Source organism: Escherichia sp. 93.0816, from assembly GCF_013368855.2.
Taxonomy (GTDB): domain Bacteria; phylum Pseudomonadota; class Gammaproteobacteria; order Enterobacterales; family Enterobacteriaceae; genus Escherichia; species Escherichia ruysiae.
The window spans coordinates 40398-63024 of the sequence record NZ_JABWNC020000001.1 but is presented as its reverse complement, the minus strand read 5'-3'; the positions used below and the strand labels follow the sequence as shown (position 1 = coordinate 63024).

Genomic DNA, 22627 nt, shown 5'->3' with positions numbered 1-22627 from the left:
AGCAGATCCCCGGTGAAGGATTTAACCGTGTTATCTCGTTGGAGATATTCATGGCGTATTTTGGATGATAACGAGGCGCAAAAAATGAAAAAGACAGCTATCGCGATTGCAGTGGCACTGGCTGGTTTCGCTACCGTAGCGCAGGCCGCTCCGAAAGATAACACCTGGTACACTGGTGCTAAACTGGGCTGGTCCCAGTACCATGACACTGGTTTCATTCCTAACAATGGTCCGACCCACGAAAACCAACTGGGTGCAGGTGCTTTTGGTGGTTACCAGGTTAACCCGTATGTTGGCTTTGAAATGGGTTACGACTGGTTAGGTCGTATGCCGTACAAAGGCGACAACATCAATGGCGCATACAAAGCTCAGGGCGTTCAGCTGACCGCTAAACTGGGTTACCCAATCACTGACGATCTGGACATCTACACTCGTCTGGGTGGTATGGTATGGCGTGCAGACACCAAGGCTAACGTACCTGGTGGCGCATCCTTTAAAGACCACGACACCGGCGTTTCTCCGGTATTCGCAGGTGGTGTTGAGTACGCGATCACTCCTGAAATCGCTACCCGCCTGGAATACCAGTGGACCAACAACATCGGTGACGCACACACCATCGGTACTCGTCCGGACAACGGTCTGCTGAGCCTGGGTGTTTCCTACCGTTTCGGTCAGGGCGAAGCAGCTCCGGTAGTTGCTCCGGCTCCGGCTCCGGCTCCGGAAGTACAGACCAAGCACTTCACTCTGAAGTCTGACGTTCTGTTCAACTTCAACAAAGCAACCCTGAAACCGGAAGGTCAGGCTGCTCTGGATCAGCTGTACAGCCAGCTGAGCAACCTGGATCCGAAAGACGGTTCCGTAGTTGTTCTGGGTTACACTGACCGCATCGGTTCTGATGCTTACAACCAGGGTCTGTCCGAGCGTCGTGCTCAGTCCGTCGTTGATTACCTGATCTCTAAAGGTATCCCGTCTGACAAGATCTCCGCACGTGGTATGGGCGAATCCAACCCGGTTACCGGCAACACCTGTGACAACGTGAAACAACGCGCTGCACTGATTGACTGCCTGGCTCCGGATCGTCGCGTAGAGATCGAAGTTAAAGGCATCAAAGACGTTGTAACTCAGCCGCAGGCTTAAGTTCTCGTCTGGTAAAAAACCCCGCTTCATGCGGGGTTTTTTTTCGCCTTCAGTAAAGTAAATAACTCAGGCAAGTTATTCCTTACCCAGTAAGGCCTGCAAATCCTGCTTCAAAGAAGACATTTTATTTGCATATTTCTCTTTGTTTTCCGCATCTTCAATCAGCTGGACAATCGTTTCGGAAAGTGTTTTACCGCGCCGCTGTGCAAGACCTGCCAGCCGTTGCCAGACAATAAATTCCAGATCGATTGATTTCTTACGCGTGTACTGATGTTCCGCATTAAAATGGCGTTTCCGTCTGGCCCGAATTGTCTGCTTCATGCGATTGACCAGCTCTGGATTCATATGCTTGTCAATCCAGCCATTTACCAGCACGGGTTCATTTTCCAGCGATAGCAACACGTCAACGGCTTCCTGGGCGGCACTGGCTTCTACGTAACGGGTAATTAACTCCCCTTCACGGTGTTTCTTCACCAGATACTTCCATTTCCAACCGCTTTCCAGATTTTCAAGTTGTTGATATTTCATAGCGATCTCAATGTTACCGTGTAACTCTTTACAGAATATCAGTTTTTTAACTGTGTGATGAAAAGAATCTCCATCCTGTGAGCTTTCGCGCGCACGACAGGTCTTTTGTCATCGCTTTCCACGTGTGCTGAAGTGCCGGTTACGGTATAATCGCATCTTTGACAACAGACTAAAAAACATCAACTTTGACCATTACGAAACTTGCATGGCGTGACTTAGTGCCTGATACCGAAAGCTATCAGGAAGTATTTGCACAGCCACATTTGATTGACGAAAACGATCCTTTATTCAGTGATACTCAACCGCGACTGCAATTTGCGCTGGAACAGCTACTGCATACGCGAGCATCCTCCTCTTTTATGCTGGCAAAGGCCCCGAATGAGTCTGAGTATCTGAATCTTATTGCCGATGCCGCACGTGCGCTACAAAGCGATGCAGGCCAACTGGTGGGCGGTCATTATGAGATTTCCGGCCACACCATTCGCTTACGTAACGCAGTTAGCGCAGATGATAATTTTGCGACTTTAACGCAGGTTGTCGCTGCCGACTGGGTAGAAGCAGAACAACTCTTTGGCTGCCTGCGCCAGTTTAATGGCGACATTACCTTGCAGCCAGGCCTGGTGCATCAGGCAAATGGCGGTATTCTCATCATCTCTTTGCGTACTCTGCTGGCGCAACCTCTGCTGTGGATGCGGCTGAAAAATATCGTTAACCGCGAATATTTTGACTGGGTAGCGTTTGATGAGTCGCGTCCTCTCCCTGTCTCCGTTCCTTCAATGCCACTGAAGCTGAAAGTCGTGCTGGTCGGCGAACGCGAATCATTGGCCGATTTCCAGGAGATGGAGCCAGAACTCTCTGAGCAGGCTATTTATAGTGAATTTGAAGATACCCTTCAGATTATCGACGCCGAGTCAGTAAGCCAGTGGTGTCGCTGGGTGACGTTCACCGCCAGACATAACCACTTGCCTGCGCCGGGAACTGATGCCTGGCCGGTACTTATCCGCGAAGCTGTCCGCTACACCGGTGAACAAGAAACGCTGCCGCTTAGCCCGCAGTGGATCCTCCGCCAGTGTAAAGAAGTCGCTTCCTTGTGCGATGGCGATACCTTCTCCGGCGAGCAGCTAAACTTAATGCTACAGCAGCGTGAATGGCGCGAAGGTTTCCTCGCCGAACGGATGCAGGATGAGATCCTTCAGGAGCAGATCCTGATTGAAACCGAAGGCGAACGCATCGGGCAAATTAACGCCCTTTCGGTCATCGAATTTCCGGGCCATCCGCGCGCTTTTGGCGAACCTTCTCGCATTAGCTGCGTTGTGCATATAGGTGATGGCGAATTTACCGATATCGAACGCAAAGCCGAGCTTGGCGGCAACATACACGCTAAAGGGATGATGATCATGCAGGCGTTCCTGATGTCGGAGCTTCAGCTTGAGCAACAGATCCCTTTCTCAGCATCGCTGACTTTTGAGCAGTCATACAGTGAAGTGGACGGAGATAGCGCCTCGATGGCTGAACTCTGCGCCCTGATAAGCGCCCTTGCTGATGTGCCGGTGAATCAGAGTATCGCTATTACGGGTTCAGTCGATCAGTTCGGTCGCGCCCAGCCGGTCGGTGGTTTGAATGAGAAAATCGAAGGCTTCTTTGCGATTTGCCAGCAACGTGAGTTAACGGGGAAACAAGGTGTCATTATCCCTACCTCTAACGTTCGCCATTTAAGTCTTCACAGTGAACTTGTGAAAGCGGTAGAGGAAGGCAAATTCACCATCTGGGCAGTAGACGATGTGACTGACGCACTGCCGTTATTATTAAATCTTGTGTGGGATGGCGAAGGCCAGACAACGCTGATGCAAACTATCCAGGAACGTATTGCGCAAGCATCGCAACAGGAAGGACGTCACCGTTTTCCATGGCCATTACGTTGGCTGAACTGGTTTATTCCGAACTGATCGGACTTGTTCAGCGTACACGTGTTAGCTATCCTGCGTGCTTCACTAAAATAAGGCTTACAGAGAACATGGTAGATAAACGCGAATCCTATACAAAAGAAGACCTTCTTGCCTCTGGTCGCGGAGAACTGTTTGGCGCTAAAGGCCCGCAATTGCCAGCACCAAACATGCTGATGATGGATCGAGTGGTCAAAATGACCGAGACCGGCGGTAACTTCGACAAAGGCTATGTCGAAGCAGAACTGGATATCAATCCAGACCTATGGTTCTTCGGCTGCCACTTCATCGGCGATCCGGTAATGCCGGGATGTCTGGGTCTGGATGCGATGTGGCAGCTGGTAGGGTTCTACCTTGGCTGGCTGGGCGGCGAAGGTAAAGGCCGCGCACTGGGTGTAGGCGAAGTGAAGTTCACTGGTCAGGTTCTACCTACCGCGAAAAAAGTGACCTACCGTATTCACTTTAAACGCATTGTTAACCGTCGCTTGATCATGGGTCTGGCAGACGGCGAAGTGCTGGTAGATGGTCGTCTAATCTATACCGCCAGCGATCTGAAAGTCGGTCTGTTCCAGGATACTTCTGCATTCTGATTTAAATCAGGCTACATATTAAAGGCGAAACCTCCGCATTGCGGAGGTTTCTTTTTAAAGAGACAGAATCAGGCCATTACTACCCTGTCCGCCATGGCTTCTCGCCAGCCTCCCAGCCATTGTGACCTTTGATTCAGCGTCTGATAGGGACACATTTCTTTTGAGCGTCCGGCGATGCCGGCCTGATAACCACGTTGATGTGCCCGTTCCAGGCGATCTCGTTTTTGTCTCTTCATGCCTCGTTTCCCTCATACTGGTTTCTGGTGGAAAAGAAAACAGTGATTACTAAATGTGCAATCACAGTTAAGCAATACCGCGAATCATAACTGCCGTCAATGCGCAAAATTCACGCCACTGTCATATTTGTGAGCCACACAGGCATGTTGGTTGTACAAAAAATGTGAAGCGGGACAAGTTTTTCTCGATGGATTAAACAAAAAAACCGCCTCAGGCTACATGCCGGAGACGGTTATATTTACAAATATTTATAATTAAGGTAGACGCTTTATCTCTTGCGCAATAGCAGCGGCTTCCTGACTCCAGACACTGGCCAGCACTTTGACCATTTCATCGTAGCCGTCCTGATTTTGCACCCCTTCCAGACGGAACGGTCGTTTGATCAATTGTCCCTGGTGATTCAACAACCACTCGCCGCTGACAATGACCTTGCCATCATAGCGACCGTTAAACTCCGTTACGGTTACGTTGAGCGTGTCCTGGGCGCTTCCCAGAGGCTGGGAGGCAACCACCCAACCGGGGAGTTGCGTACTCAGATTAGCAACCAGGGTGTTGCGCAACTGTTGATCCAGCGGGCTGGCCCACAGGTTGTTATTGGCAATCACATACTTCACATCGCTGGTCTGATAAACCACCCCATTCCCCGCCAGATAGTCTGGAACAACGACTTGCTCTACCCATAACAGGCGATTGCCCTGGCTGGCGGTACTTTGCGTACCGCTCTGCACAACAGGTAACTGGTAATAGTTTTTATTGATCTCGCCGGAGCTGCATCCGGCCAGCCACAGTGCCGCAATCGTCACTAGCCACTTTTTCATTGTTTCGCCCTCTTCGGCTCTGGATCTTTTTTGTCCTTCGCTTCAAATACCAGCGCGTTACTCTTCTCGTTAAGCGTTTTCAGCACCGGTTGCAGTTCACGCAACACCTGATCAAGCCGCTGCATATCCGCCACCATCTTGTTGTAGGCTGCGGAGCCAGGCTGGAAGCCCTGCATACTGCGATTCAGCTCACGCAACGTTGACTGCATATCCGTCGGCAACTGCTGCATCGACTGGCTGGCAAGGATCTTGTTCATGCTATCCAGCGTCGTTTGCAGGTTTTTCATCGTGCGCTGGCTTTCAGACAGCGTACTGGTCGCCTGCTCAATCATCGGATTCAACGGCAGCTTGTTGATCTTATCTAATGCTTCCATCAGACGTTGCTGGATTTGCGCCAGACCGCCGCTAACGGTCGGGATAATCTGATAACCATTAAATTCACGAATACCGGTTATTGCTGGCGTATTTGGATAGAAATCGAGATCAACATAGAGCGCGCCAGTGACCAGATTTCCGGTCTTCAGCGATCCGCGTAAACCACGTTTCAACAACTCTCCAAGGTGCTTAACGACATCCGCATTTTCGCCAAGCTGCATTTTCAGCCGTTCCGGTTCAATGCGAATAAGTACCGGAATACGGTAATCATCATTAAATGTCTGACGCATATTCGGCGCAAAGAAAGGTACTTTACTTACTGTACCCAGGCGAATACCCCGGAATTCTACCGGAGCGCCAGGCTGCAAGCCTCGTACCGAATCTTTAAAGAACATCAGATAGTCAATGTGATCGGTGTATAGCGAATCCTGAATGCTCTTCTGGTCGTCATACAAAACGAATGCGGTTTTCGGCGCAACAGGCTGCCCTAAATCCAGACCTTCCGGCACGTCAAAGCTGACGCCGCCGCTGAGTAGCGTTGTCAACGAGCCCATCTCTACGCGCATTCCCGCTGACGTCAGATCAACCGCAATGCCACTATCTTTCCAGAAGCGAACATTGCCGGTCACCAACCGGTCATAAGGCGCATTGATGAACAGTTGATAGCTGATATTGCGTTTTTGCGTATCGAAGGTGCTGGTTTCAACCGAACCTACCCGATAGCCACGGAACAGCACCGGATCTCCCGGCGAGAGTTGTCCGGCCTTTTTGCTATCAAGAATCACACGAATACCTTTCGCATCAGGCGGTGCCAGCGGTGGCGAATCGAGCAAATCATAACTTGCCTGTTTGCTGCCTTTCGCCCCCGGTTGCAGTTCGATATACACACCGGAAAGCAGTGTGCCCAGGCCACTAATACCTTCTCGACCTATCTGCGGTTTTACCACCCAGAAGACGGTATCTTTATGCAGCAGCTTCTCCATACCGGCGTTCAGGCGCGCTTTGATTTCAACGTGCGTCAAATCATCGGCTAGCGTTGCGCTCTCGACCACGCCGACGTCAACACTACGGCTTTTAATGGTAGTCTTGCCGCCCTCAATCCCTTCCGCATTCGCGGTTATCAGGGTAACTTCCGGTCCCTGATGGCTGTAATGATAAAAAAGAACCCACGCCCCTATAAGCGCCGTGACGATAGGAAATATCCACACGGGAGACCAGTTCTTCACTTTCTGGATTTTGGCTTCCCCATTATTAGATTCCATACTGTCAGGACTCCTCATGCACTGATTCAGGTTGACGATCCCACGACAAGCGTGGATCAAACGTCATCGCAGAAAACATTGTCATTATGACGACTAAAGCAAACATTAACGCACCCATTGCCGGATAAATACTCATTAAACCTCCCATACGCACCAGCGCCGAGAGCACCGCAATCACGAAAACGTCAATCATCGACCAGCGGCCTACAAACTCAACAACTTCATAAATTAAATGCATTCTTTCGCTGTCACGCTTGCCGTGCCCTTTGGCATCCCAGCACAACCATGCGATGGCGATCATCTTTAACGTTGGCACCATGATACTGGCTAAAAAGATAACCGCAGCAACAGGATAAGAGCCTTCACTCCACAACAAAATAACCCCGGCGAGAATCGTCGACGGCATCTTCGAACCTAATAAATCGGTCACCATGATGGGTAATAGATTAGCCGGGAGATACAGCATGATGGACGTCACAAGCAGCGCCAGCGTCCATTGCAGGCTATTTCTACGTCGAACGTATCCTTTCGTGCCACAACGCGGGCACACCGTTTCATCGGCGGGAAGGATCGCCGTACAGCAAGAGCAAGAGCGTAACCCTTGTCGGATACCCGTAATGCCCGGTTTTAGCGGCTTAAGTAACTCTGGCATCGGCGCGATATCATCCCACAACCAGCGACGATCAACGCACTGGAAGGCGCGCAGTTGCAGCACACAAAATAAACACCAGGGGAGAAAACTGCTGCCCACACCAATACTGCCGTAGGCCATCAGTTTGACGAAACTGACCAGCACACCCGCGAGGAAAATCTCTGCCATTCCCCAGGTTTTGAGTTGAAAGAGCACCCGTGCCAGTTGCTCTTTCAGACGTACCGGTAATTCGGCGCGATTCACCAGAAGCAGTATGGTAATCAGGCAAAATGCAGGAACCAGTTGCACAAACAACAAGAAAAAAGTGCCGAGGCTGGCGTAGTCCTCAGAAAACAACACGCCCGGAATTTCCAGTAATGTAATTTCACTGGTAACTCCTGCGACGTTCATATTCACAAAAGGGAATAAGTTGGACAGCAACAGCATGAACAGTGCGGCCAACGCATAGGCTGTAGGACGCTGCCGGGGCGCGTCCCACGCAACGGTTAACGTTGTGCCACACCGAGGACATGCCGCTTTCTGACCATGCTCAAGGTGGGGTAATGCCACCAGCATGTCACACTGCGAGCACAAGATATGCTTCGCGGCATGATGATGTTCGCACATTGGTACTCCTTAATGATGCGCTATTCTACAGATTGCTGACAAAGTGTCCTTTTTTCATGCCGGATGCAGCATTGGTGCCTTTACCGGTCTGAGAGAATACAAATGATTTCCCCCATGCCTGATAAGCGTAGCGCATCAGGCAATTTTACCTTTGTCATCAGCCTCTATATCAATCAACTGTTTTGCGATCAGCCACCATTTTTTAACGCTTCAAGATACTCCCAGCGTTCAAAAGCCTGCTCCAGCTCCTGCTCCGCAGCAGCCAGATCAGCGAGCACTTTTTGCGTATGTTCATGAGACTGGCTGAAGAAGGAGGCATCCGCCACCTGCGCCTGTAAGGCTTCCAGCTTCGATTCCAGATCTTCAAGCAATTGCGGAAGCTGTTCCAGTTCGCGCTGCAATTTATAGCTTAGTTTGCTAGTGTTGCGTTTTACAGTTTCTGCTTTTGGCGCTGCCGCTTCTTCGGTTTTTTTCACCACGGGCTGTTTAAGCGCCACATACTGTTCTTGCTGACCACGGGCATCATGATAACCGCCAACATAACGACCAATTTTGCCGCCGCCTTCGAAGATCCAGCATTCTGTAACGGTGTTATCGACAAACTGACGATCGTGGCTTACTAACAACACCGTCCCCTGGTAGCTGTCGATTAGCTCTTCAAGCAGTTCGAGCGTTTCGACGTCAAGGTCGTTGGTCGGTTCGTCGAGGATCAGTAAATTGCTTGGCTTAAGGAACAAGCGCGCCAGCAGCAGACGGTTACGTTCCCCGCCAGAAAGCGCACGCACCGGCGTCATCGCCCGTTTCGGATGGAACAGGAAGTCCTGCAAATAGCCCAGCACGTGGCGTGGTTTACCGTTAACCATCACCTCTTGCTTACCTTCTGCCAGGTTATCCATTACTGTTTTATCGGGATTCAGTTCCGCGCGGTGTTGGTCGAAGTAAGCCACTTCCAGTTTCGTCCCGACATGAATACGCCCGCTGTCCGCTTGAAGTTGACCGAGCATCAGTTTCAGTAGCGTGGTTTTACCACAGCCATTCGGGCCAATCAGGGCAATTTTGTCGCCACGTTGTACCTGAGCGGAAAAGTCTTTCACCAGTTGTTTGCCGTCAACCTGGTAGCAAACGTCTTCCATTTCGAAAACGATCTTACCGGAGCGGCTGGCCTCTTCCACCTGCATCTTTGCCGTACCCATTACCTCGCGGCGTTGGCTACGTTCACGACGCATCGCTTTCAATGCACGCACGCGACCTTCGTTACGGGTACGACGCGCTTTGATCCCCTGACGGATCCACACCTCTTCCTGCGCCAGTTTGCGGTCGAACTCTGCGTTTTGCAGCTCTTCCACGCGCAGGGCTTCTTCTTTTTCCAATAGATACTGGTCGTAATTACCCGGGTAGGTCACCAGCTTGCCGCGATCGAGATCGACAATGCGCGTCGCCATATTGCGGATAAACGAACGGTCGTGGGAGATGAAAATAATCGTCCCGTTAAAGGTTTTCAGGAAACCTTCCAGCCAGTCGATGGTTTCGATATCCAGGTGGTTCGTCGGTTCGTCAAGCAGTAACACGCGCGGATTGCTCACCAGCGCGCGTCCCAACGCCGCTTTACGCAACCAACCGCCGGAAAGTGACGACAGCGCAGCATTGGGATCTAATCCCAGCTGTGCCAGTACTTCGTTGATGCGGTTTTCCAGTTGCCACAGATTGTGATGATCAAGCTGCTCCTGGACTTTCGCCAGTTCATTGAGATTTTTCTCGCTCGGGTCATTCATCACCAGGCGCGAAATATCGTGATAGCGTTTCAGGTATTCAGCCTGTTCTTCGATGCCTTCGGCAACGAAATCATAAACGCTGCCCTCGACGTTACGCGGCGGATCTTGTTGCAAACGCGCAACGATCAAATCTTGCTCATAGATTATCCGACCGTCATCCAGCCCCTGTTCACGGTTGAGGATTTTCATTAACGTCGATTTGCCTGCGCCGTTACGGCCCACCAGACAAACACGTTCGTTATCTTCGATGTGCAATTCTGCGTTATCGAGAAGCGGCGCGTCGCTGAACGACAGCCATGCGCCATGCATACTGATTAATGACATTACTATTCCTTTCAGGCTGCGGTAATCAGCCAGCAGTTGTGGATCTGGCGGTTACGGGCGAAATCCTGGGAAAGCGTTTTTTGCGTAATTTCTTGTGCTTTCAGTCCCAGTTTTGCCAGTCCGTCAAGATCCATACGGAAACCACGTTTGTTGTTTGAGAACATGATAGTCCCGCCTGCGCGCAGCAGGCGCTTCAGATCTTTCATCAGCGCCAGATGATCGCGCTGGACATCAAACGCATCTTCCATTCGTTTTGAGTTAGAGAAGGTTGGCGGATCGATAAAGATCAGATCGAACTGTTCATTAGCTTCACGCAACCACGCCAGGCAATCGGCCTGAATCAGGCGATGCGCACGGCCAGTTAAGCCATTCAGACGCAGGTTGCGTTCTGCCCACTCCAGATAAGTACGCGACATATCCACCGTGGTGGTGCTGCGCGCACCGCCTAAGCCCGCGTGCACGGTGGCGCTACCGGTATAGGAGAAAAGGTTGAGGAAATCTTTGCCTTTACTCATCTGACCGAGCATACGACGGGCGATACGGTGATCGAGGAACAAACCCGTATCGAGGTAATCCGTCAGGTTCACCCACAGGTGCGCGTTATATTCGGTGACTTCAAGAAACTCGCCCTTCTCGCCCAGTTTCTGATACTGATTTTTGCCCTTCTGGCGTTCACGGGTTTTCAGCACCAGTTTGTTTGGCGCAATCCCCAGTACCGAAATGGTCGCAGCGATAATATCGAACAGACGTTGACGCGCTTTGTGCGCATCGATGGTCTTCGGCGGCGCGTACTCCTGCACGACCACCCAGTCGGCGTAGCGGTCAACGGCAACGTTGTATTCCGGCAAATCGGCGTCATACAGACGATAACATTCAACCCCTTCCTGACGCGCCCATTTTTCGAATTTTTTCAGGTTCTTACGCAGACGATTGGCGTAATCTTCCGCCACCATCGCCGGTTTGCTGTCCGGGGTACTTTCGGCAACGTGGTAATTTTTCTGCACGCAGTCCAGCGGGCCGTTTTTCGCCTTGTACTGTTTGTCTGCGCGCAATTGCAGACAACTTAACAAATCCGGCGAGGCGCTGAATAAAGAGAGATTCCAGCCACCGAACTGGTTTTTCATGATTCGGCCCAACAGACTATGCAGCGCAATCAGCGCCGGTTCGCTGTCCAGACGCTCACCGTACGGCGGGTTGCTCAGTACTGTACCATACGGTCCTTTTGGCAGCGGATTGGTCAGTTGCGCGACATCTTTCACGTCAAAAGTGATCAGTTCGCCGATTCCCGCCAGACGGGCGTTGGTGCGCGCACGTTGAATCACCCGCGCATCGCTGTCAGAACCGTAGAAATGAGAGCTGTATTCCGCCAGACCTTTACGCGCACGAGTTTGCGCTTCTGCTTTCACTTCCTGCCAGATGGCTTCGTCGTGCTGCGCCCAGCCGCTAAAGCCCCAACGCCCACGGTGCAAGCCCGGCGCGCGATCGGTCGCCAGCATCGCGGCTTCAATCAGCAACGTACCGGAACCACACATCGGGTCAAGCAGTGGTGTTCCTGGCTGCCAGCCAGATCGCATCACAATGGCTGCCGCCAGTGTTTCTTTGATTGGCGCAATACCGGCACGGTCACGATAACCACGCAGATGCAAACCATCACCACTTAAGTCGAGAGCGATACTGGCGGTTTCTTTATGCAGCCAGACGTTAACGCGAATATCCGGCGCATCGCGATCAACATTTGGTCGCGGCAGATTTTTACGCGTGAAAGCATCAACAATTGCGTCTTTAACTTTCATCGCGCCGTACTGGCTGTTGCGGATAGTGTCATTCAGACCGCTAAAGTGGACAGCAAAGGTCGCGCCAGGATTAAACATCTCTGTCCAGTTGATCGCCTGAACGCCGAGATAGAGGTCTAAATCGCTGTAAACCTTACACTCGCCCAGCGGCAACATAATACGCGAGGCCAGGCGGCTCCACATCAGGCTCTGGTATACAAGCCGCGTGTCGCCCTTAAAATGGACCCCACCCTGAACCACCTGGCATTCAACGGCCCCCAGGTTTTCCAGTTCAGTTTTTAACAGCTCTTCCAGCCCACGGGCCGTACTGGCAAACAGAGAATTCATATCGTCACTTTTACTCTAAGAAAATTGTTGCGCATTATAGCTAATAAGTCCGTCATGTCATAAAGTTGAGGGCTTATTTTCATTTGGGGACCGCACCGTGGCGACATTAACCCGGCTTTTTATTCATCCTGTTAAATCCATGCGTGGCATCGGTCTGACACACGCTCTTGCAGATATCAGCGGGCTGGCCTTCGATCGCATTTTTATGCTGACAGAACCTGACGGTACGTTTATTACCGCTCGCCAGTTTCCGCAGATGGTACGATTTATCCCTTCTCCCGTGCATGACGGCTTACATCTCACCGCGCCCGATGGTAGCAGCGCGTGGGTCCGCTTTGCCGATTTCGCCAAACAGGACGCACCAACGGAAGTGTGGGGTAACCATTTTACTGCGCGCATTGCGCCAGATGAGATTAACAAATGGTTAAGCGGATTTTTCTCCCGCGACGTGCAATTGCGCTGGGTGGGGCCGCAGATGACGCGGCGCGTAAAACGCCACAACACTGTACCCCTGTCATTCGCTGATGGCTATCCGTATCTGCTCGTCAATGAAGCTTCATTGCGCGATCTCCAACAACGCTGTCCGGCAAGTGTCAAAATGGAACAATTCCGCCCCAATCTGGTTGTTTCTGGCGTAGCCGCGTGGGAAGAAGACACCTGGAAAGTGATTCGTATTGGCGATGTGGTGTTCGATGTGGTGAAACCTTGTAGCCGTTGTATTTTCACCACCGTTAGCCCGGAAAAAGGGCAAAAGCATCCGGCTGGCGAACCATTAAAAACGCTGCAATCTTTCCGTACAGCCCAGGATAACGGCGATGTCGATTTCGGTCAGAACTTAATTGCCCGTAACAGTGGTGTTATCCGTGTTGGCGATGAGGTGGAAATCCTGGCGACAGCACCGGCAAAAGTCTACGGTGCGGCCGCAACGGACGATACTTTCCCTGCGCCCCAACAACCGAATGCGAATGTTGATATCAACTGGCAAGGGCGGGCATTTCGCGGTAATAACCAACAGGTACTGCTGGAACAATTAGAAAATCAAGGGATTCGTATTCCCTATTCTTGCCGTGCCGGCATATGTGGAAGTTGTCGTGTTCAGCTTCTCGAAGGCGAAGTCACCCCGCTGAAAAAATCAGCTATGAGCGACGATGGAACAATTCTTTGCTGTAGTTGCGTACCGAAAACTGCATTGAAACTGAAAAGTTAAACGGCTTGTTCAAGGCTGACGCAGTCATAACTCACATGCGGTCTCAGCCTGTCATTCATAATTTTGATGGCGTCACCCAGTTGCATGGCGCGCCCGGCGATAATGACGCAAGGTTGCGCCAGCAGGCACAGTGCGGCATTTTCGCCAGATTCAATAACCAGTAAATTGACCTGCTCATTGGTGTCGCTTAACCAGACACAGGCAGCATCACCCGACGCTGGTGCCCACATTTCGCCATGAGAAACAAAATGCCAGCTTTTCGGCATTTGCGGTTTGAGATAACGAATCGCTACCAGTGCATTAAGCACCAGTTCAGCTTTTTGTTCTTTTGATAGGTTAAGGTCGCGGCATTTTTCTTCAAACGTGAAATAGAGCGCGGCGTCATCAACGCAAAATCCCGCAGGAGAAAAAGCATCCGGCGTCAACATTTTACGCGCAAAACGTGAGCGAAACAGCATACCATTGGCTAAATCAAGCATCATTCGATCATGCTCTTCATCGTAATACCAACGCCAGTTATCGTCTGGTTTAATTCGCATATGCCTCTCCTCTACCCTATAAATTTACTGCAACACATTCCATTGTCGCTTTGCTTAATAACCTCAACAAGAAAAGTACAAAATGTCTAAATAAGTAACAGGAATGAATATAAAACAACCAGGGCTGAAAATAAAGCCCTGATTATCTTATAAAGAGAAAGTGAAAGAAATAATTAGATATGAGTAACGATTTCTTTAATCAGCGGCGGCCCTTTAAAAATAAAACCAGAATAAATTTGCACCAGTGAGGCTCCTGCGGCTATCTTCTCACGGGCAGCGATAACCGAGTCAATACCGCCAACACCGATAATCGGTAAACGACCGTTTAATTCCTGCGACAAGCGGCGAATAATTTCTGTGCTTTTTAATTGTAACGGACGACCACTTAAGCCACCGGTTTGATCGCAATTTTTCATTCCCTGAACTAAAGAACGATCGAGGGTGGTATTAGTCGCAATAACGCCATCAATATTATGACGTACCAAACTATCGGCAACCTGGATCAACTCTTCTTCAGAAAGATCCGGCGCGATCTTCACTGCGATCGGCACATATTTATGGTGCATCGCTTGCAAATCATTTTGCTTATTTTTAATTGCCGTTAATAAATCATCCAGTGCTTCGCCATATTGCAGAGTTCGTAATCCTGGGGTATTCGGTGATGAAATATTGATGGCAATATATCCTGCATAGGCGTAGATTTTTTCCATACAAATCAGATAGTCATCTTTGCCTTGCTCAACCGGTGTATCTTTATTTTTACCGATATTAATTCCCAGAACGCCGTCATAATGTGCTTTTTTAACGTTCTCAACGAGGTTATCAACGCCGAGGTTATTAAAGCCCATACGGTTGATCAAACCTTCAGCATCCACCAGGCGGAAGAGACGTGGCTTGTCATTTCCTGGTTGTGGACGAGGGGTGACGGTACCTATCTCGATCGATCCAAATCCCATTGCGCCTAAAGCGTCAATACACTCCCCGTCTTTATCAAGACCGGCAGCCAGACCAAGCGGATTTTTAAAGGTCAGTCCCATGCAGTTAACCGGTTTCGCTGGAACGTTCTGTCGAACAAGTGCTTCAAACGGCGTTCCGGTAATGCGACGTAATTGCTGAAAAGTAAACTCATGAGCGCGCTCAGGATCGAGCTGAAAAAGGGCTTTACGAACGAAGGGGTAGTACATGAACTCTCCTGGATTCCCGGTGTGCAAACCGGGTGCGTATTATGTGCGAGTTCGGATCAAAAGGGAATTGACCTGTGGCAATAAATAGCAAACGTTTTCTTGTTGCGCTTTTTTTATGCTTTTTTTGGCTTTTCTTCATCAGATAAATCATTTCGACTCACAAGCCCTCTCTGTCAGACTGACCGAATTGTTATCAATGTTAACAAAACAAGAACAATTGGTTATAAGGAGAGAGTATGCGTGTCATCACCCTGGCAGGAAGTCCTCGCTTTCCTTCTCGCTCCAGCTCCTTGCTGGAATATGCGCGGGAAAAATTGAATGGCCTGGATGTCGAGGTTTATCACTGGAATCTGCAAAACTTCGCCCCGGAAGATTTGCTCTATGCCCGCTTCGATAGTCCGGCACTCAAGACCTTCACCGATCAGTTGCAAGAGGCTGATGGGCTGATTGTCGCCACTCCCGTCTACAAAGCCGCCTATTCCGGCGCACTGAAAACGCTTCTCGACCTGCTACCAGAACGCGCACTGCAAGGAAAAGTGGTGTTGCCGCTGGCGACAGGTGGCACGGTAGCTCACCTGCTGGCGGTTGATTACGCGCTTAAACCAGTTTTAAGCGCACTAAAAGCCCAGGAGATCCTACACGGCGTATTTGCTGATGACTCACAGGTGCTTGATTTCCAACATAAGCCGCAATTCACGCCGAATCTGCAATCCCGTCTAGATACCGCGCTCGATACCTTCTGGCAGGCGCTGCACCGCCGCGATGTCCAGGTTCCTGACCTTCTCTCTCTGCGAGGTAACGCTCATGCGTAATATTTTTAAACTGGTGCTGGTGGGATTATTCAGCGTCTCTACGCTCGCAATTGCTGCGGAGTCTTCTCCTGAAGCGTTACGGATAGGTTATCAAAAAGGCAGCATCAGTATGGTGCTGGCAAAAACCCACCAGTTACTGGAAACACGCTATCCGCAAACCAAAATCTCGTGGGTGGAGTTTCCCGCTGGTCCGCAAATGTTGGAGGCGTTAAACGTCGGCAGTATCGATCTGGGCAGTACGGGGGACATTCCTCCAATCTTTGCTCAGGCCGCCGGTGCTGATTTGGTCTACGTCGGTGTCGAGCCACCGAAACCAAAAGCCGAAGTGATTCTGGTGCCCGAAAACAGCCCGATCAAAACTGTGGCTGAACTAAAGGGCCACAAAGTCGCGTTTCAGAAAGGTTCAAGTTCGCACAACCTTTTACTGCGTGCACTGCAACAGGCCGGGCTTAAATTCACTGATATCCAGCCGACCTATCTGACGCCCGCCGATGCGCGCGCTGCATTCCAGCAGGGTAACGTCGACGCCTGGGCTATCTGGGATCCCTACTACTCCGCTGCGTTATTGCAGGGCGGCGTGCGAGTGCTGAAAGATGGCACCGATCTCAATCAAACCGGATCTTTTTATCTGGCAGCCCGTCCCTATGCGGAAAAAAACGGCGCATTTATTCAGGGCGTACTGGCAACCTTTAGCGAAGCTGATGCGTTAACCCGCAGCCAGCGCGAGCAAAGTATCGCTTTACTGGCAAAAACAATGGGCTTACCGGCACCGGTGATTGCCTCGTATCTGGATCATCGTCCTCCCACCACCATCAAACCCGTGAACGCCGAGGTTGCTGCTTTACAGCAACACACTGCCGACCTGTTTTATGAAAATCGTCTGGTGCCGAAAAAAGTCGATATCCGCCAACGCATCTGGCAACCCACTCAACTGGAAGGAAAACAATTATGAGTCTGAATATGTTCTGGTTTTTACCCACGCACGGTGACGGTCATTATCTGGGAACGGAAGAAGGGGCTCGCCCGGTTGATCATGGGTATCTGCAACAGATTGCGCAAGCGGCGGATCGTCTTGGCTATACCGGTGTGCTGATCCCAACAGGCCGTTCCTGCGAAGATGCGTGGCTGGTGGCGGCATCGATGATCCCGGTGACGCAACGGCTTAAGTTCCTCGTCGCCCTACGCCCAAGTGTGACATCGCCTACCGTAGCCGCTCGCCAGGCTGCCACGCTTGATCGACTCTCTAATGGACGCGCGTTGTTTAACCTGGTTACAGGCAGCGATCCGCAAGAGCTGGCAGGCGACGGCGTGTTTCTTGATCATAGCGAGCGTTACGAAGCCTCGGCGGAATTTACTCAGGTCTGGCGGCGGTTATTGCAGGGTGAAATCGTCGATTTCAACGGCAAACACATTCATGTGCGAGGAGCAAAACTGCTCTTTCCACCGATCCAACAGCCGTATCCTCCTCTTTACTTTGGCGGATCGTCCGACGTCGCTCAGGATCTGGCTGCCGAACAAGTTGATCTTTATCTTACCTGGGGCGAGCCGCCGGAGCGGGTAAAAGAGAAGATCGAACAAGTGCGGGCAAAAGCTGCCGCACATGGGCGCAAAATCCGTTTCGGTATTCGTCTGCATGTAATTGTCCGCGAAACCAACGACGAAGCCTGGCAGGCCGCCGAACGGTTAATCTCCCATCTTGACGATGAGACGATTGCCAAAGCACAAGAAGCGTTTGCCCGGACGGATTCCGTAGGTCAACAACGAATGGCGGCGCTGCATAACGGTAAGCGCGACAACCTGGAGATCAGCCCCAATTTATGGGCGGGTGTTGGCTTAGTGCGCGGCGGTGCCGGGACGGCGCTGGTGGGCGATGGGCCGACAGTCGCTGCGCGAATCAACGAATACGCCGCGCTTGGCATCGACAGTTTTGTCCTTTCTGGCTATCCACATCTGGAAGAAGCGTATCGGGTTGGCGAGTTGCTGTTCCCGCATCTGGATGTCGCCATCCCGGAAATTCCCCAGCCGCAGCCGCTGAATCCGCAAGGCGAAGCGGTGGCAAATGAGTTTATCCCACGTAAAGTCGCGCAAAGCTAAGGAACAAGATGATGGCAACGCCAGTGAAAAAGTGGTTATTGCGCGTTGCCCCCTGGTTTTTACCGGTGGGCATCGTGGCGGTGTGGCAACTGGCCTCCTCGGTTGGCTGGTTGTCGACGCGTATTTTGCCCTCGCCGGAAGGGGTGGTCGCGGCGTTCTGGACGCTCTCAGCCAGCGGCGAATTGTGGCAGCATCTGGCGATAAGTTCATGGCGGGCGCTGATTGGTTTTTCCATTGGCGGATCGCTGGGGTTGATTCTGGGGCTGATTAGCGGGCTGTCGCGCTGGGGTGAGCGACTACTGGATACCTCAATTCAGATGTTGCGCAACGTGCCACATCTGGCGCTGATCCCACTGGTGATTTTGTGGTTTGGCATTGATGAGTCCGCAAAGATTTTCCTGGTGGCGCTTGGCACGCTATTCCCCATTTATATCAACACCTGGCACGGCATTCGTAATATCGATCGTGGGCTGGTAGAGATGGCGCGCAGCTATGGCTTATCCGGCGTGCCGCTGTTTATCCATGTGATCCTGCCCGGAGCCTTACCCTCAATTATGGTCGGTGTGCGCTTTGCGTTAGGTCTGATGTGGCTGACGCTGATTGTTGCCGAAACCATTTCTGCTAATTCCGGCATTGGCTATCTGGCGATGAATGCGCGGGAGTTTCTGCAAACGGATGTGGTGGTAGTCGCCATTATTCTTTACGCCCTGCTCGGCAAACTTGCTGACGTCAGCGCCCAATTGTTAGAGCGCGTCTGGCTGCGCTGGAACCCGGCTTATCATCTGAAGGAGGCCACGGTATGAATACTGCACGATTGAACCAGGGCACACCGCTATTGCTCAATGCTGTAAGTAAACATTACGCAGAAAATATCGTTCTGAATCAACTTGATCTACATATTCCGGCAGGTCAGTTTGTGGCGGTGGTCGGTCGCAGCGGCGGTGGTAAAAGTACCCTGCTGCGCCTGTTGGCGGGGCTGGAAACGCCAACCGCAGGCGATGTGTTAGCGGGCACAACGCCACTTGCCGAAATTCAGGACGATACACGCATGATGTTTCAGGATGCCCGTCTGCTGCCGTGGAAATCGGTAATTGATAACGTTGGGTTAGGCCTTAAAGGCCAGTGGCGCGATGCCGCGCGTCGGGCGTTGGCTGCGGTGGGACTGGAGAATCGCGCGTGGGAATGGCCTGCCGCACTTTCTGGCGGGCAAAAACAACGTGTGGCGCTGGCAAGGGCATTGATTCATCGACCGGGTTTATTGTTGCTTGATGAACCGCTCGGGGCGCTGGACGCCCTGACTCGACTCGAGATGCAGGATTTGATTGTGTCACTTTGGCAGGAGCACGGTTTTACCGTCTTGCTGGTGACGCATGATGTGAGCGAAGCGGTGGCGATGGCTGACCGGGTGCTGTTAATTGAAGAAGGAAAAATTGGTCTGGATTTGACGGTGGATATACCCCGTCCGCGCCGGTTAGGGTCGGTACGATTAGCGGAGCTGGAAGCAGAAGTGTTGCAGCGGGTGATGCAGCGTGGGCATTCTGAACAACCGATTCGGCGTCATGGTTAATATGCCGGATGCGGCGCATAAAACCAGCAGTTTCAACGGACTTGTAGGCCTGATAAGACGCGTCAAGCGTCGCATCAGGCAGTTGGGCACGGTTGCCGGATGCGGCGTGAACGCCTTATCCGGCCTACAAAACCAGCAATTTCAACAGGTTTGTAGGCCTGATAAGACGCTGCAAGCGTCGCATCAGGCATGTTTGTATCAAGCCAGAGCTTTGGTGATTTTCTCGTACAGATCGCCAGAGAGATTTTCCAGCCCTTTCAACTGTTCCAGCGCCGCACGCATTTTTGCCTGACGTTTGGCATCGTAACGTTTCAGGCGAATTAGCGGCTCAATCAGGCGCGAAGCCACCTGCGGGTTACGGCTGTTCAGGTCGGTGAGCATTTCCACCAGGAACTGATAACCGCTGCCATCTTCGGCATGGAACGCAGCCGGGTTGCTGCCCGCAAACGCACCAATCAACGAACGAATACGGTTCGGGTTGCTCATGGTAAATGAGCGATGCTGCAACAGGCTACGCACCGTCTCCAGCACATTCGCCGCCGGACTGGTGGCTTGCAGGATAAACCATTTATCCATCACCAGGCCGTCCTGATGCCACTTGTCGTCGTACTCCTGCATCAGCGCGTCACGACATGGTAACTGCGCAGCAACCGCCGCCGAGAGCGCCGCCAACGCATCGGTCATATTGTTGGCCTCGTGGAACTGCTTGCTCACCAGCACGTCAGCCAGATCCGTGTTACCAAAAGCGAGGAAACGCAGGCAGGCATTACGCAGAGTGCGTTTCGCAATATCTTCATGCTCAACGCGGTACTCACTCTGGTAATTCGCGTTATAAATAGCCAGCAACTCATCCGCCAGTTCAGTCGCCAGAGTACGGGTGAGAGCTTCGCGCACTTTCGCAATGGCAATCGGGTCGATGATATCGAACAGTTCTGCCATTTCATTGACGGAAGGCAGCGTCAGGATTTCTGCCGCCAGCGCAGGGTCAATCTTCTCATCGAGCAATACCGCACGGAAAGCATCGGCAACATGCACCGGCAGAGATAGCGGCTGCCCTTGCTGATGACGGGCGACGTTCAGTTTGATGTAGGTTGCGAGCAGGCTTTGCGCCGCATCCCAGCGAGAGAAATCATTACGCGCATGGCGCATCAGGAAAGTCAGTTGCTGGTCGCTCCACTTATATTCCAGTTTCACCGGCGCAGAAAATTCGCACAGCAGCGCAGGCACAGGCTGGAAGTAGACGTTATCGAAGACAAAGGTCTGTTCCGCCTGGGTGACATTCAATACCGGATTGACCGGATGACCGCCCTTCTGCAATGGAATCACTTTGCCTTCGTTGTCATACAATTCGATAGCAAACGGAATATGCAGTGGCTGTTTTTCTGCCTGATCCGGCGTAGCTGGTGTGCGCTGGCTGATGGTCAGGGTGTACTGCTCGGTTTCCGGATTGTAGTCGTCTTTAACGGTCACAATCGGCGTACCGGACTGGCTGTACCAGCGACGGAAATGGGAAAGATCGACATTTGACGCATCTTCCATCGCCTGAACAAAATCGTCGCAGGTCGCAGCACTACCATCATGACGCTCGAAATAGAGCTGCATCCCTTTCTGGAAGTTTTCTTCGCCCAGCAAGGTGTGGATCATACGAATCACTTCTGCGCCCTTTTCGTAAACGGTCAGGGTGTAGAAGTTGTTCATTTCAATGACCATATCCGGACGGATTGGGTGAGCCATCGGGCTGGCATCTTCCGCAAACTGCAATCCGCGCATGGTGCGCACATTATTGATACGGTTTACCGCGCGGGAACCAAGGTCAGAACTGAATTCCTGATCGCGGAAAACGGTCAAGCCTTCTTTCAAACTGAGCTGGAACCAGTCGCGGCAGGTAACGCGGTTACCAGTCCAGTTATGGAAATATTCATGACCGATGACACGCTCAATGTCGAGATAATCTTTATCGGTTGCGGTGTCGGTACGCGCCAGCACATATTTGGAGTTAAAGATATTCAGACCTTTATTCTCCATTGCGCCCATGTTGAAGAAATCCACCGCGACGATCATATAGATGTCGAGGTCATACTCCAGGCCAAAGCGTTCTTCATCCCACTTCATGGAATTTTTCAGCGAGGTCATCGCCCACGGCGCGCGATCAAGATTGCCGCGATCGACATACAACTCCAGCGCCACTTCGCGACCGGAGCGGGTAGTGAAGGTGTCACGAAGTACATCAAAGTCACCAGCTACCAGCGCAAACAGATAGCTCGGTTTCGGGAACGGATCCTGCCACTGTACCCAGTGACGTCCATTTTCCAGTTCGCCTTGCGCAACACGGTTACCGTTGGAAAGCAGGAACGGGTATTTGGTTTTATCCGCAATAATTTTGGTGGTAAAACGCGCCAGCACATCCGGGCGATCGAGATAGTACGTAATATGGCGGAAACCTTCAGCCTCACACTGGGTGCAGAGCGCATCGCCTGACTGATAAAGCCCTTCCAGCGCGGTGTTGGACGCCGGGCTAATTTCATTAACAATCTTGAGCGTAAAACGTTCCGGTAAATTATTGATGATCAGTGCGCCCTCTTCTTCTTTCCAGGCTGTCCACGGCTCATCATTAATATGAATAGAGACCAGTTTAAGGTCTTCGCCGTCCAGACGAAGCGGAGCATCTGATGCACCATGACGGACAGCCTGGCTGATCGCGGTAACCACCGTCTTTTGCGCGTTCAGGTCAAAGGTCAAGTCAATATCAGTAATCTGGTAATCCGGCGCACGATAGTCGTGACGGTATTTGGCTTGTGGCTGTTGAGTCATAAATAACCTTTAGCATCTTTTATAGAGTCAGGTGTTCAGTCTATTCCTG

At 51.6% G+C, this 22627-nt stretch carries 19 protein-coding genes; 9 read left to right on the top strand and 10 right to left on the bottom strand.

Annotated elements, in window-relative coordinates; all coding sequences use genetic code 11:
• The first annotated feature begins 84 nt into the window (after window positions 1–84).
• Window positions 85–1137 (top strand): porin OmpA, encoded by a 1053-nt coding sequence (gene ompA / locus HEM79_RS00245; RefSeq protein ID WP_016158018.1) that lies wholly within the window; start codon window positions 85–87, stop codon window positions 1135–1137.
• Between the two features lie 75 nt (window positions 1138–1212).
• Here the strand turns inward: ompA and matP are convergent, their stop codons facing one another.
• Window positions 1213–1665, bottom strand: coding sequence for a macrodomain Ter protein MatP (gene matP, locus HEM79_RS00240; RefSeq protein ID WP_000877169.1), 453 nt, complete (start codon window positions 1663–1665; stop codon window positions 1213–1215).
• Between the two features lie 185 nt (window positions 1666–1850).
• Between matP and HEM79_RS00235 the strand changes: the two genes are divergently transcribed.
• A complete protein-coding gene (locus HEM79_RS00235; RefSeq protein WP_000156539.1) occupies window positions 1851–3611 on the top strand; it encodes an AAA family ATPase in 1761 nt (586 codons plus the stop codon).
• Window positions 3612–3679: 68 nt separating this feature from the next.
• The gene (gene fabA, locus HEM79_RS00230) at window positions 3680–4198 is read left to right on the top strand and encodes a bifunctional 3-hydroxydecanoyl-ACP dehydratase/trans-2-decenoyl-ACP isomerase (protein WP_000227927.1); all 519 of its coding nucleotides are present in this window, start codon (window positions 3680–3682) and stop codon (window positions 4196–4198) included.
• A gap of 68 nt (window positions 4199–4266) precedes the next feature.
• Here fabA and rmf read toward each other — a convergent pair whose 3' ends face one another.
• From rmf to rlmKL, 6 genes are all read right to left on the bottom strand, one after another.
• Entirely contained in the window at window positions 4267–4434 is a 168-nt protein-coding gene (rmf, locus tag HEM79_RS00225; RefSeq protein ID WP_000828648.1) for a ribosome modulation factor, read from the bottom strand.
• Window positions 4435–4689: 255 nt separating this feature from the next.
• On the bottom strand, window positions 4690–5253 hold the full coding sequence (pqiC, locus tag HEM79_RS00220; protein ID WP_000759125.1) for a membrane integrity-associated transporter subunit PqiC: 564 nt from the start codon (window positions 5251–5253) through the stop codon (window positions 4690–4692).
• On the bottom strand, window positions 5250–6890 hold the full coding sequence (pqiB, locus tag HEM79_RS00215; RefSeq protein ID WP_000445527.1) for an intermembrane transport protein PqiB: 1641 nt from the start codon (window positions 6888–6890) through the stop codon (window positions 5250–5252). Before pqiB ends, pqiC begins: the two co-directional genes overlap by 4 nt.
• A 4-nt stretch (window positions 6891–6894) precedes the next feature.
• Complete coding sequence (gene pqiA / locus HEM79_RS00210) at window positions 6895–8148, bottom strand: membrane integrity-associated transporter subunit PqiA (protein ID WP_000333155.1); 1254 nt, start codon at window positions 8146–8148, stop codon at window positions 6895–6897.
• 188 nt (window positions 8149–8336) lie between these two features.
• A complete protein-coding gene (locus tag HEM79_RS00205) occupies window positions 8337–10244 on the bottom strand; it encodes an ABC transporter ATP-binding protein (RefSeq protein ID WP_176241267.1) in 1908 nt (635 codons plus the stop codon).
• An 11-nt stretch (window positions 10245–10255) separates the two neighbouring features.
• Window positions 10256–12364 carry a bifunctional 23S rRNA (guanine(2069)-N(7))-methyltransferase RlmK/23S rRNA (guanine(2445)-N(2))-methyltransferase RlmL gene (gene rlmKL, locus HEM79_RS00200; RefSeq protein WP_176241268.1) on the bottom strand — a complete coding sequence of 703 codons (2109 nt, stop codon included), beginning with the start codon at window positions 12362–12364 and terminating at the stop codon, window positions 10256–10258.
• A gap of 97 nt (window positions 12365–12461) precedes the next feature.
• On the opposite strand from rlmKL, the gene HEM79_RS00195 reads away from it, so the two are divergent.
• Entirely contained in the window at window positions 12462–13571 is a 1110-nt protein-coding gene (locus tag HEM79_RS00195; RefSeq protein ID WP_176241269.1) for a YcbX family protein, read from the top strand.
• Here the strand turns inward: HEM79_RS00195 and zapC are convergent.
• Both zapC and pyrD read right to left on the bottom strand, forming a co-directional pair.
• Window positions 13568–14110: a cell division protein ZapC gene (gene zapC / locus HEM79_RS00190; protein WP_176241270.1), complete on the bottom strand. Its 543-nt coding sequence runs from the start codon at window positions 14108–14110 to the stop codon at window positions 13568–13570. The two genes, HEM79_RS00195 and zapC, sit on opposite strands and share 4 nt — an antisense overlap.
• A gap of 173 nt (window positions 14111–14283) precedes the next feature.
• Window positions 14284–15294, bottom strand: a complete 1011-nt coding sequence (gene pyrD, locus HEM79_RS00185) for a quinone-dependent dihydroorotate dehydrogenase (RefSeq protein WP_010344456.1) — start codon at window positions 15292–15294, stop codon at window positions 14284–14286.
• A gap of 236 nt (window positions 15295–15530) precedes the next feature.
• Between pyrD and ssuE the strand changes: the two genes are divergently transcribed.
• Genes ssuE through ssuB form a run of 5 tightly spaced genes read left to right on the top strand, consistent with a single transcriptional unit; the run spans window position 15531 to window position 19767 of the window.
• Entirely contained in the window at window positions 15531–16106 is a 576-nt protein-coding gene (gene ssuE, locus HEM79_RS00180) for an NADPH-dependent FMN reductase (RefSeq protein ID WP_085460591.1), read from the top strand.
• Window positions 16099–17058: an aliphatic sulfonate ABC transporter substrate-binding protein SsuA gene (gene ssuA, locus HEM79_RS00175; RefSeq protein ID WP_176241271.1), complete on the top strand. Its 960-nt coding sequence runs from the start codon at window positions 16099–16101 to the stop codon at window positions 17056–17058. The genes ssuE and ssuA overlap by 8 nt, the downstream gene beginning before the upstream one ends.
• Window positions 17055–18200, top strand: a complete 1146-nt coding sequence (gene ssuD, locus HEM79_RS00170; RefSeq protein ID WP_176241272.1) for an FMNH2-dependent alkanesulfonate monooxygenase — start codon at window positions 17055–17057, stop codon at window positions 18198–18200. Before ssuA ends, ssuD begins: the two co-directional genes overlap by 4 nt.
• Before the next feature lie 11 nt (window positions 18201–18211).
• Window positions 18212–19003, top strand: coding sequence for an aliphatic sulfonate ABC transporter permease SsuC (gene ssuC, locus HEM79_RS00165; RefSeq protein ID WP_176241302.1), 792 nt, complete (start codon window positions 18212–18214; stop codon window positions 19001–19003).
• Window positions 19000–19767 (top strand): aliphatic sulfonates ABC transporter ATP-binding protein, encoded by a 768-nt coding sequence (gene ssuB, locus HEM79_RS00160; protein ID WP_176241273.1) that lies wholly within the window; start codon window positions 19000–19002, stop codon window positions 19765–19767. Before ssuC ends, ssuB begins: the two co-directional genes overlap by 4 nt.
• A 198-nt stretch (window positions 19768–19965) precedes the next feature.
• Here ssuB and pepN read toward each other — a convergent pair whose 3' ends face one another.
• The gene (gene pepN, locus HEM79_RS00155) at window positions 19966–22578 is read right to left on the bottom strand and encodes an aminopeptidase N (protein WP_176241274.1); all 2613 of its coding nucleotides are present in this window, start codon (window positions 22576–22578) and stop codon (window positions 19966–19968) included.
• Window positions 22579–22627: the final 49 nt, after the last annotated feature.

What these genes read in the sequence shown, in the direction of transcription:
- ompA (WP_016158018.1), top strand. Translation starts at nt 85, where the DNA reads ATGAAAAAGACAGCTATCGCGATTGCAGTGGCACTGGCTGGTTTCGCT.
- matP (WP_000877169.1), bottom strand. Translation starts at nt 1,665, where the DNA reads ATGAAATATCAACAACTTGAAAATCTGGAAAGCGGTTGGAAATGGAAG.
- fabA (WP_000227927.1), top strand. Translation starts at nt 3,680, where the DNA reads ATGGTAGATAAACGCGAATCCTATACAAAAGAAGACCTTCTTGCCTCT.
- rmf (WP_000828648.1), bottom strand. Translation starts at nt 4,434, where the DNA reads ATGAAGAGACAAAAACGAGATCGCCTGGAACGGGCACATCAACGTGGT.
- pqiC (WP_000759125.1), bottom strand. Translation starts at nt 5,253, where the DNA reads ATGAAAAAGTGGCTAGTGACGATTGCGGCACTGTGGCTGGCCGGATGC.
- pqiB (WP_000445527.1), bottom strand. Translation starts at nt 6,890, where the DNA reads ATGGAATCTAATAATGGGGAAGCCAAAATCCAGAAAGTGAAGAACTGG.
- pqiA (WP_000333155.1), bottom strand. Translation starts at nt 8,148, where the DNA reads ATGTGCGAACATCATCATGCCGCGAAGCATATCTTGTGCTCGCAGTGT.
- HEM79_RS00205 (WP_176241267.1), bottom strand. Translation starts at nt 10,244, where the DNA reads ATGTCATTAATCAGTATGCATGGCGCATGGCTGTCGTTCAGCGACGCG.
- rlmKL (WP_176241268.1), bottom strand. Translation starts at nt 12,364, where the DNA reads ATGAATTCTCTGTTTGCCAGTACGGCCCGTGGGCTGGAAGAGCTGTTA.
- zapC (WP_176241270.1), bottom strand. Translation starts at nt 14,110, where the DNA reads ATGCGAATTAAACCAGACGATAACTGGCGTTGGTATTACGATGAAGAG.
- pyrD (WP_010344456.1), bottom strand. Translation starts at nt 15,294, where the DNA reads ATGTACTACCCCTTCGTTCGTAAAGCCCTTTTTCAGCTCGATCCTGAG.
- ssuE (WP_085460591.1), top strand. Translation starts at nt 15,531, where the DNA reads ATGCGTGTCATCACCCTGGCAGGAAGTCCTCGCTTTCCTTCTCGCTCC.
- ssuA (WP_176241271.1), top strand. Translation starts at nt 16,099, where the DNA reads ATGCGTAATATTTTTAAACTGGTGCTGGTGGGATTATTCAGCGTCTCT.
- ssuD (WP_176241272.1), top strand. Translation starts at nt 17,055, where the DNA reads ATGAGTCTGAATATGTTCTGGTTTTTACCCACGCACGGTGACGGTCAT.
- ssuC (WP_176241302.1), top strand. Translation starts at nt 18,212, where the DNA reads ATGGCAACGCCAGTGAAAAAGTGGTTATTGCGCGTTGCCCCCTGGTTT.
- ssuB (WP_176241273.1), top strand. Translation starts at nt 19,000, where the DNA reads ATGAATACTGCACGATTGAACCAGGGCACACCGCTATTGCTCAATGCT.
- pepN (WP_176241274.1), bottom strand. Translation starts at nt 22,578, where the DNA reads ATGACTCAACAGCCACAAGCCAAATACCGTCACGACTATCGTGCGCCG.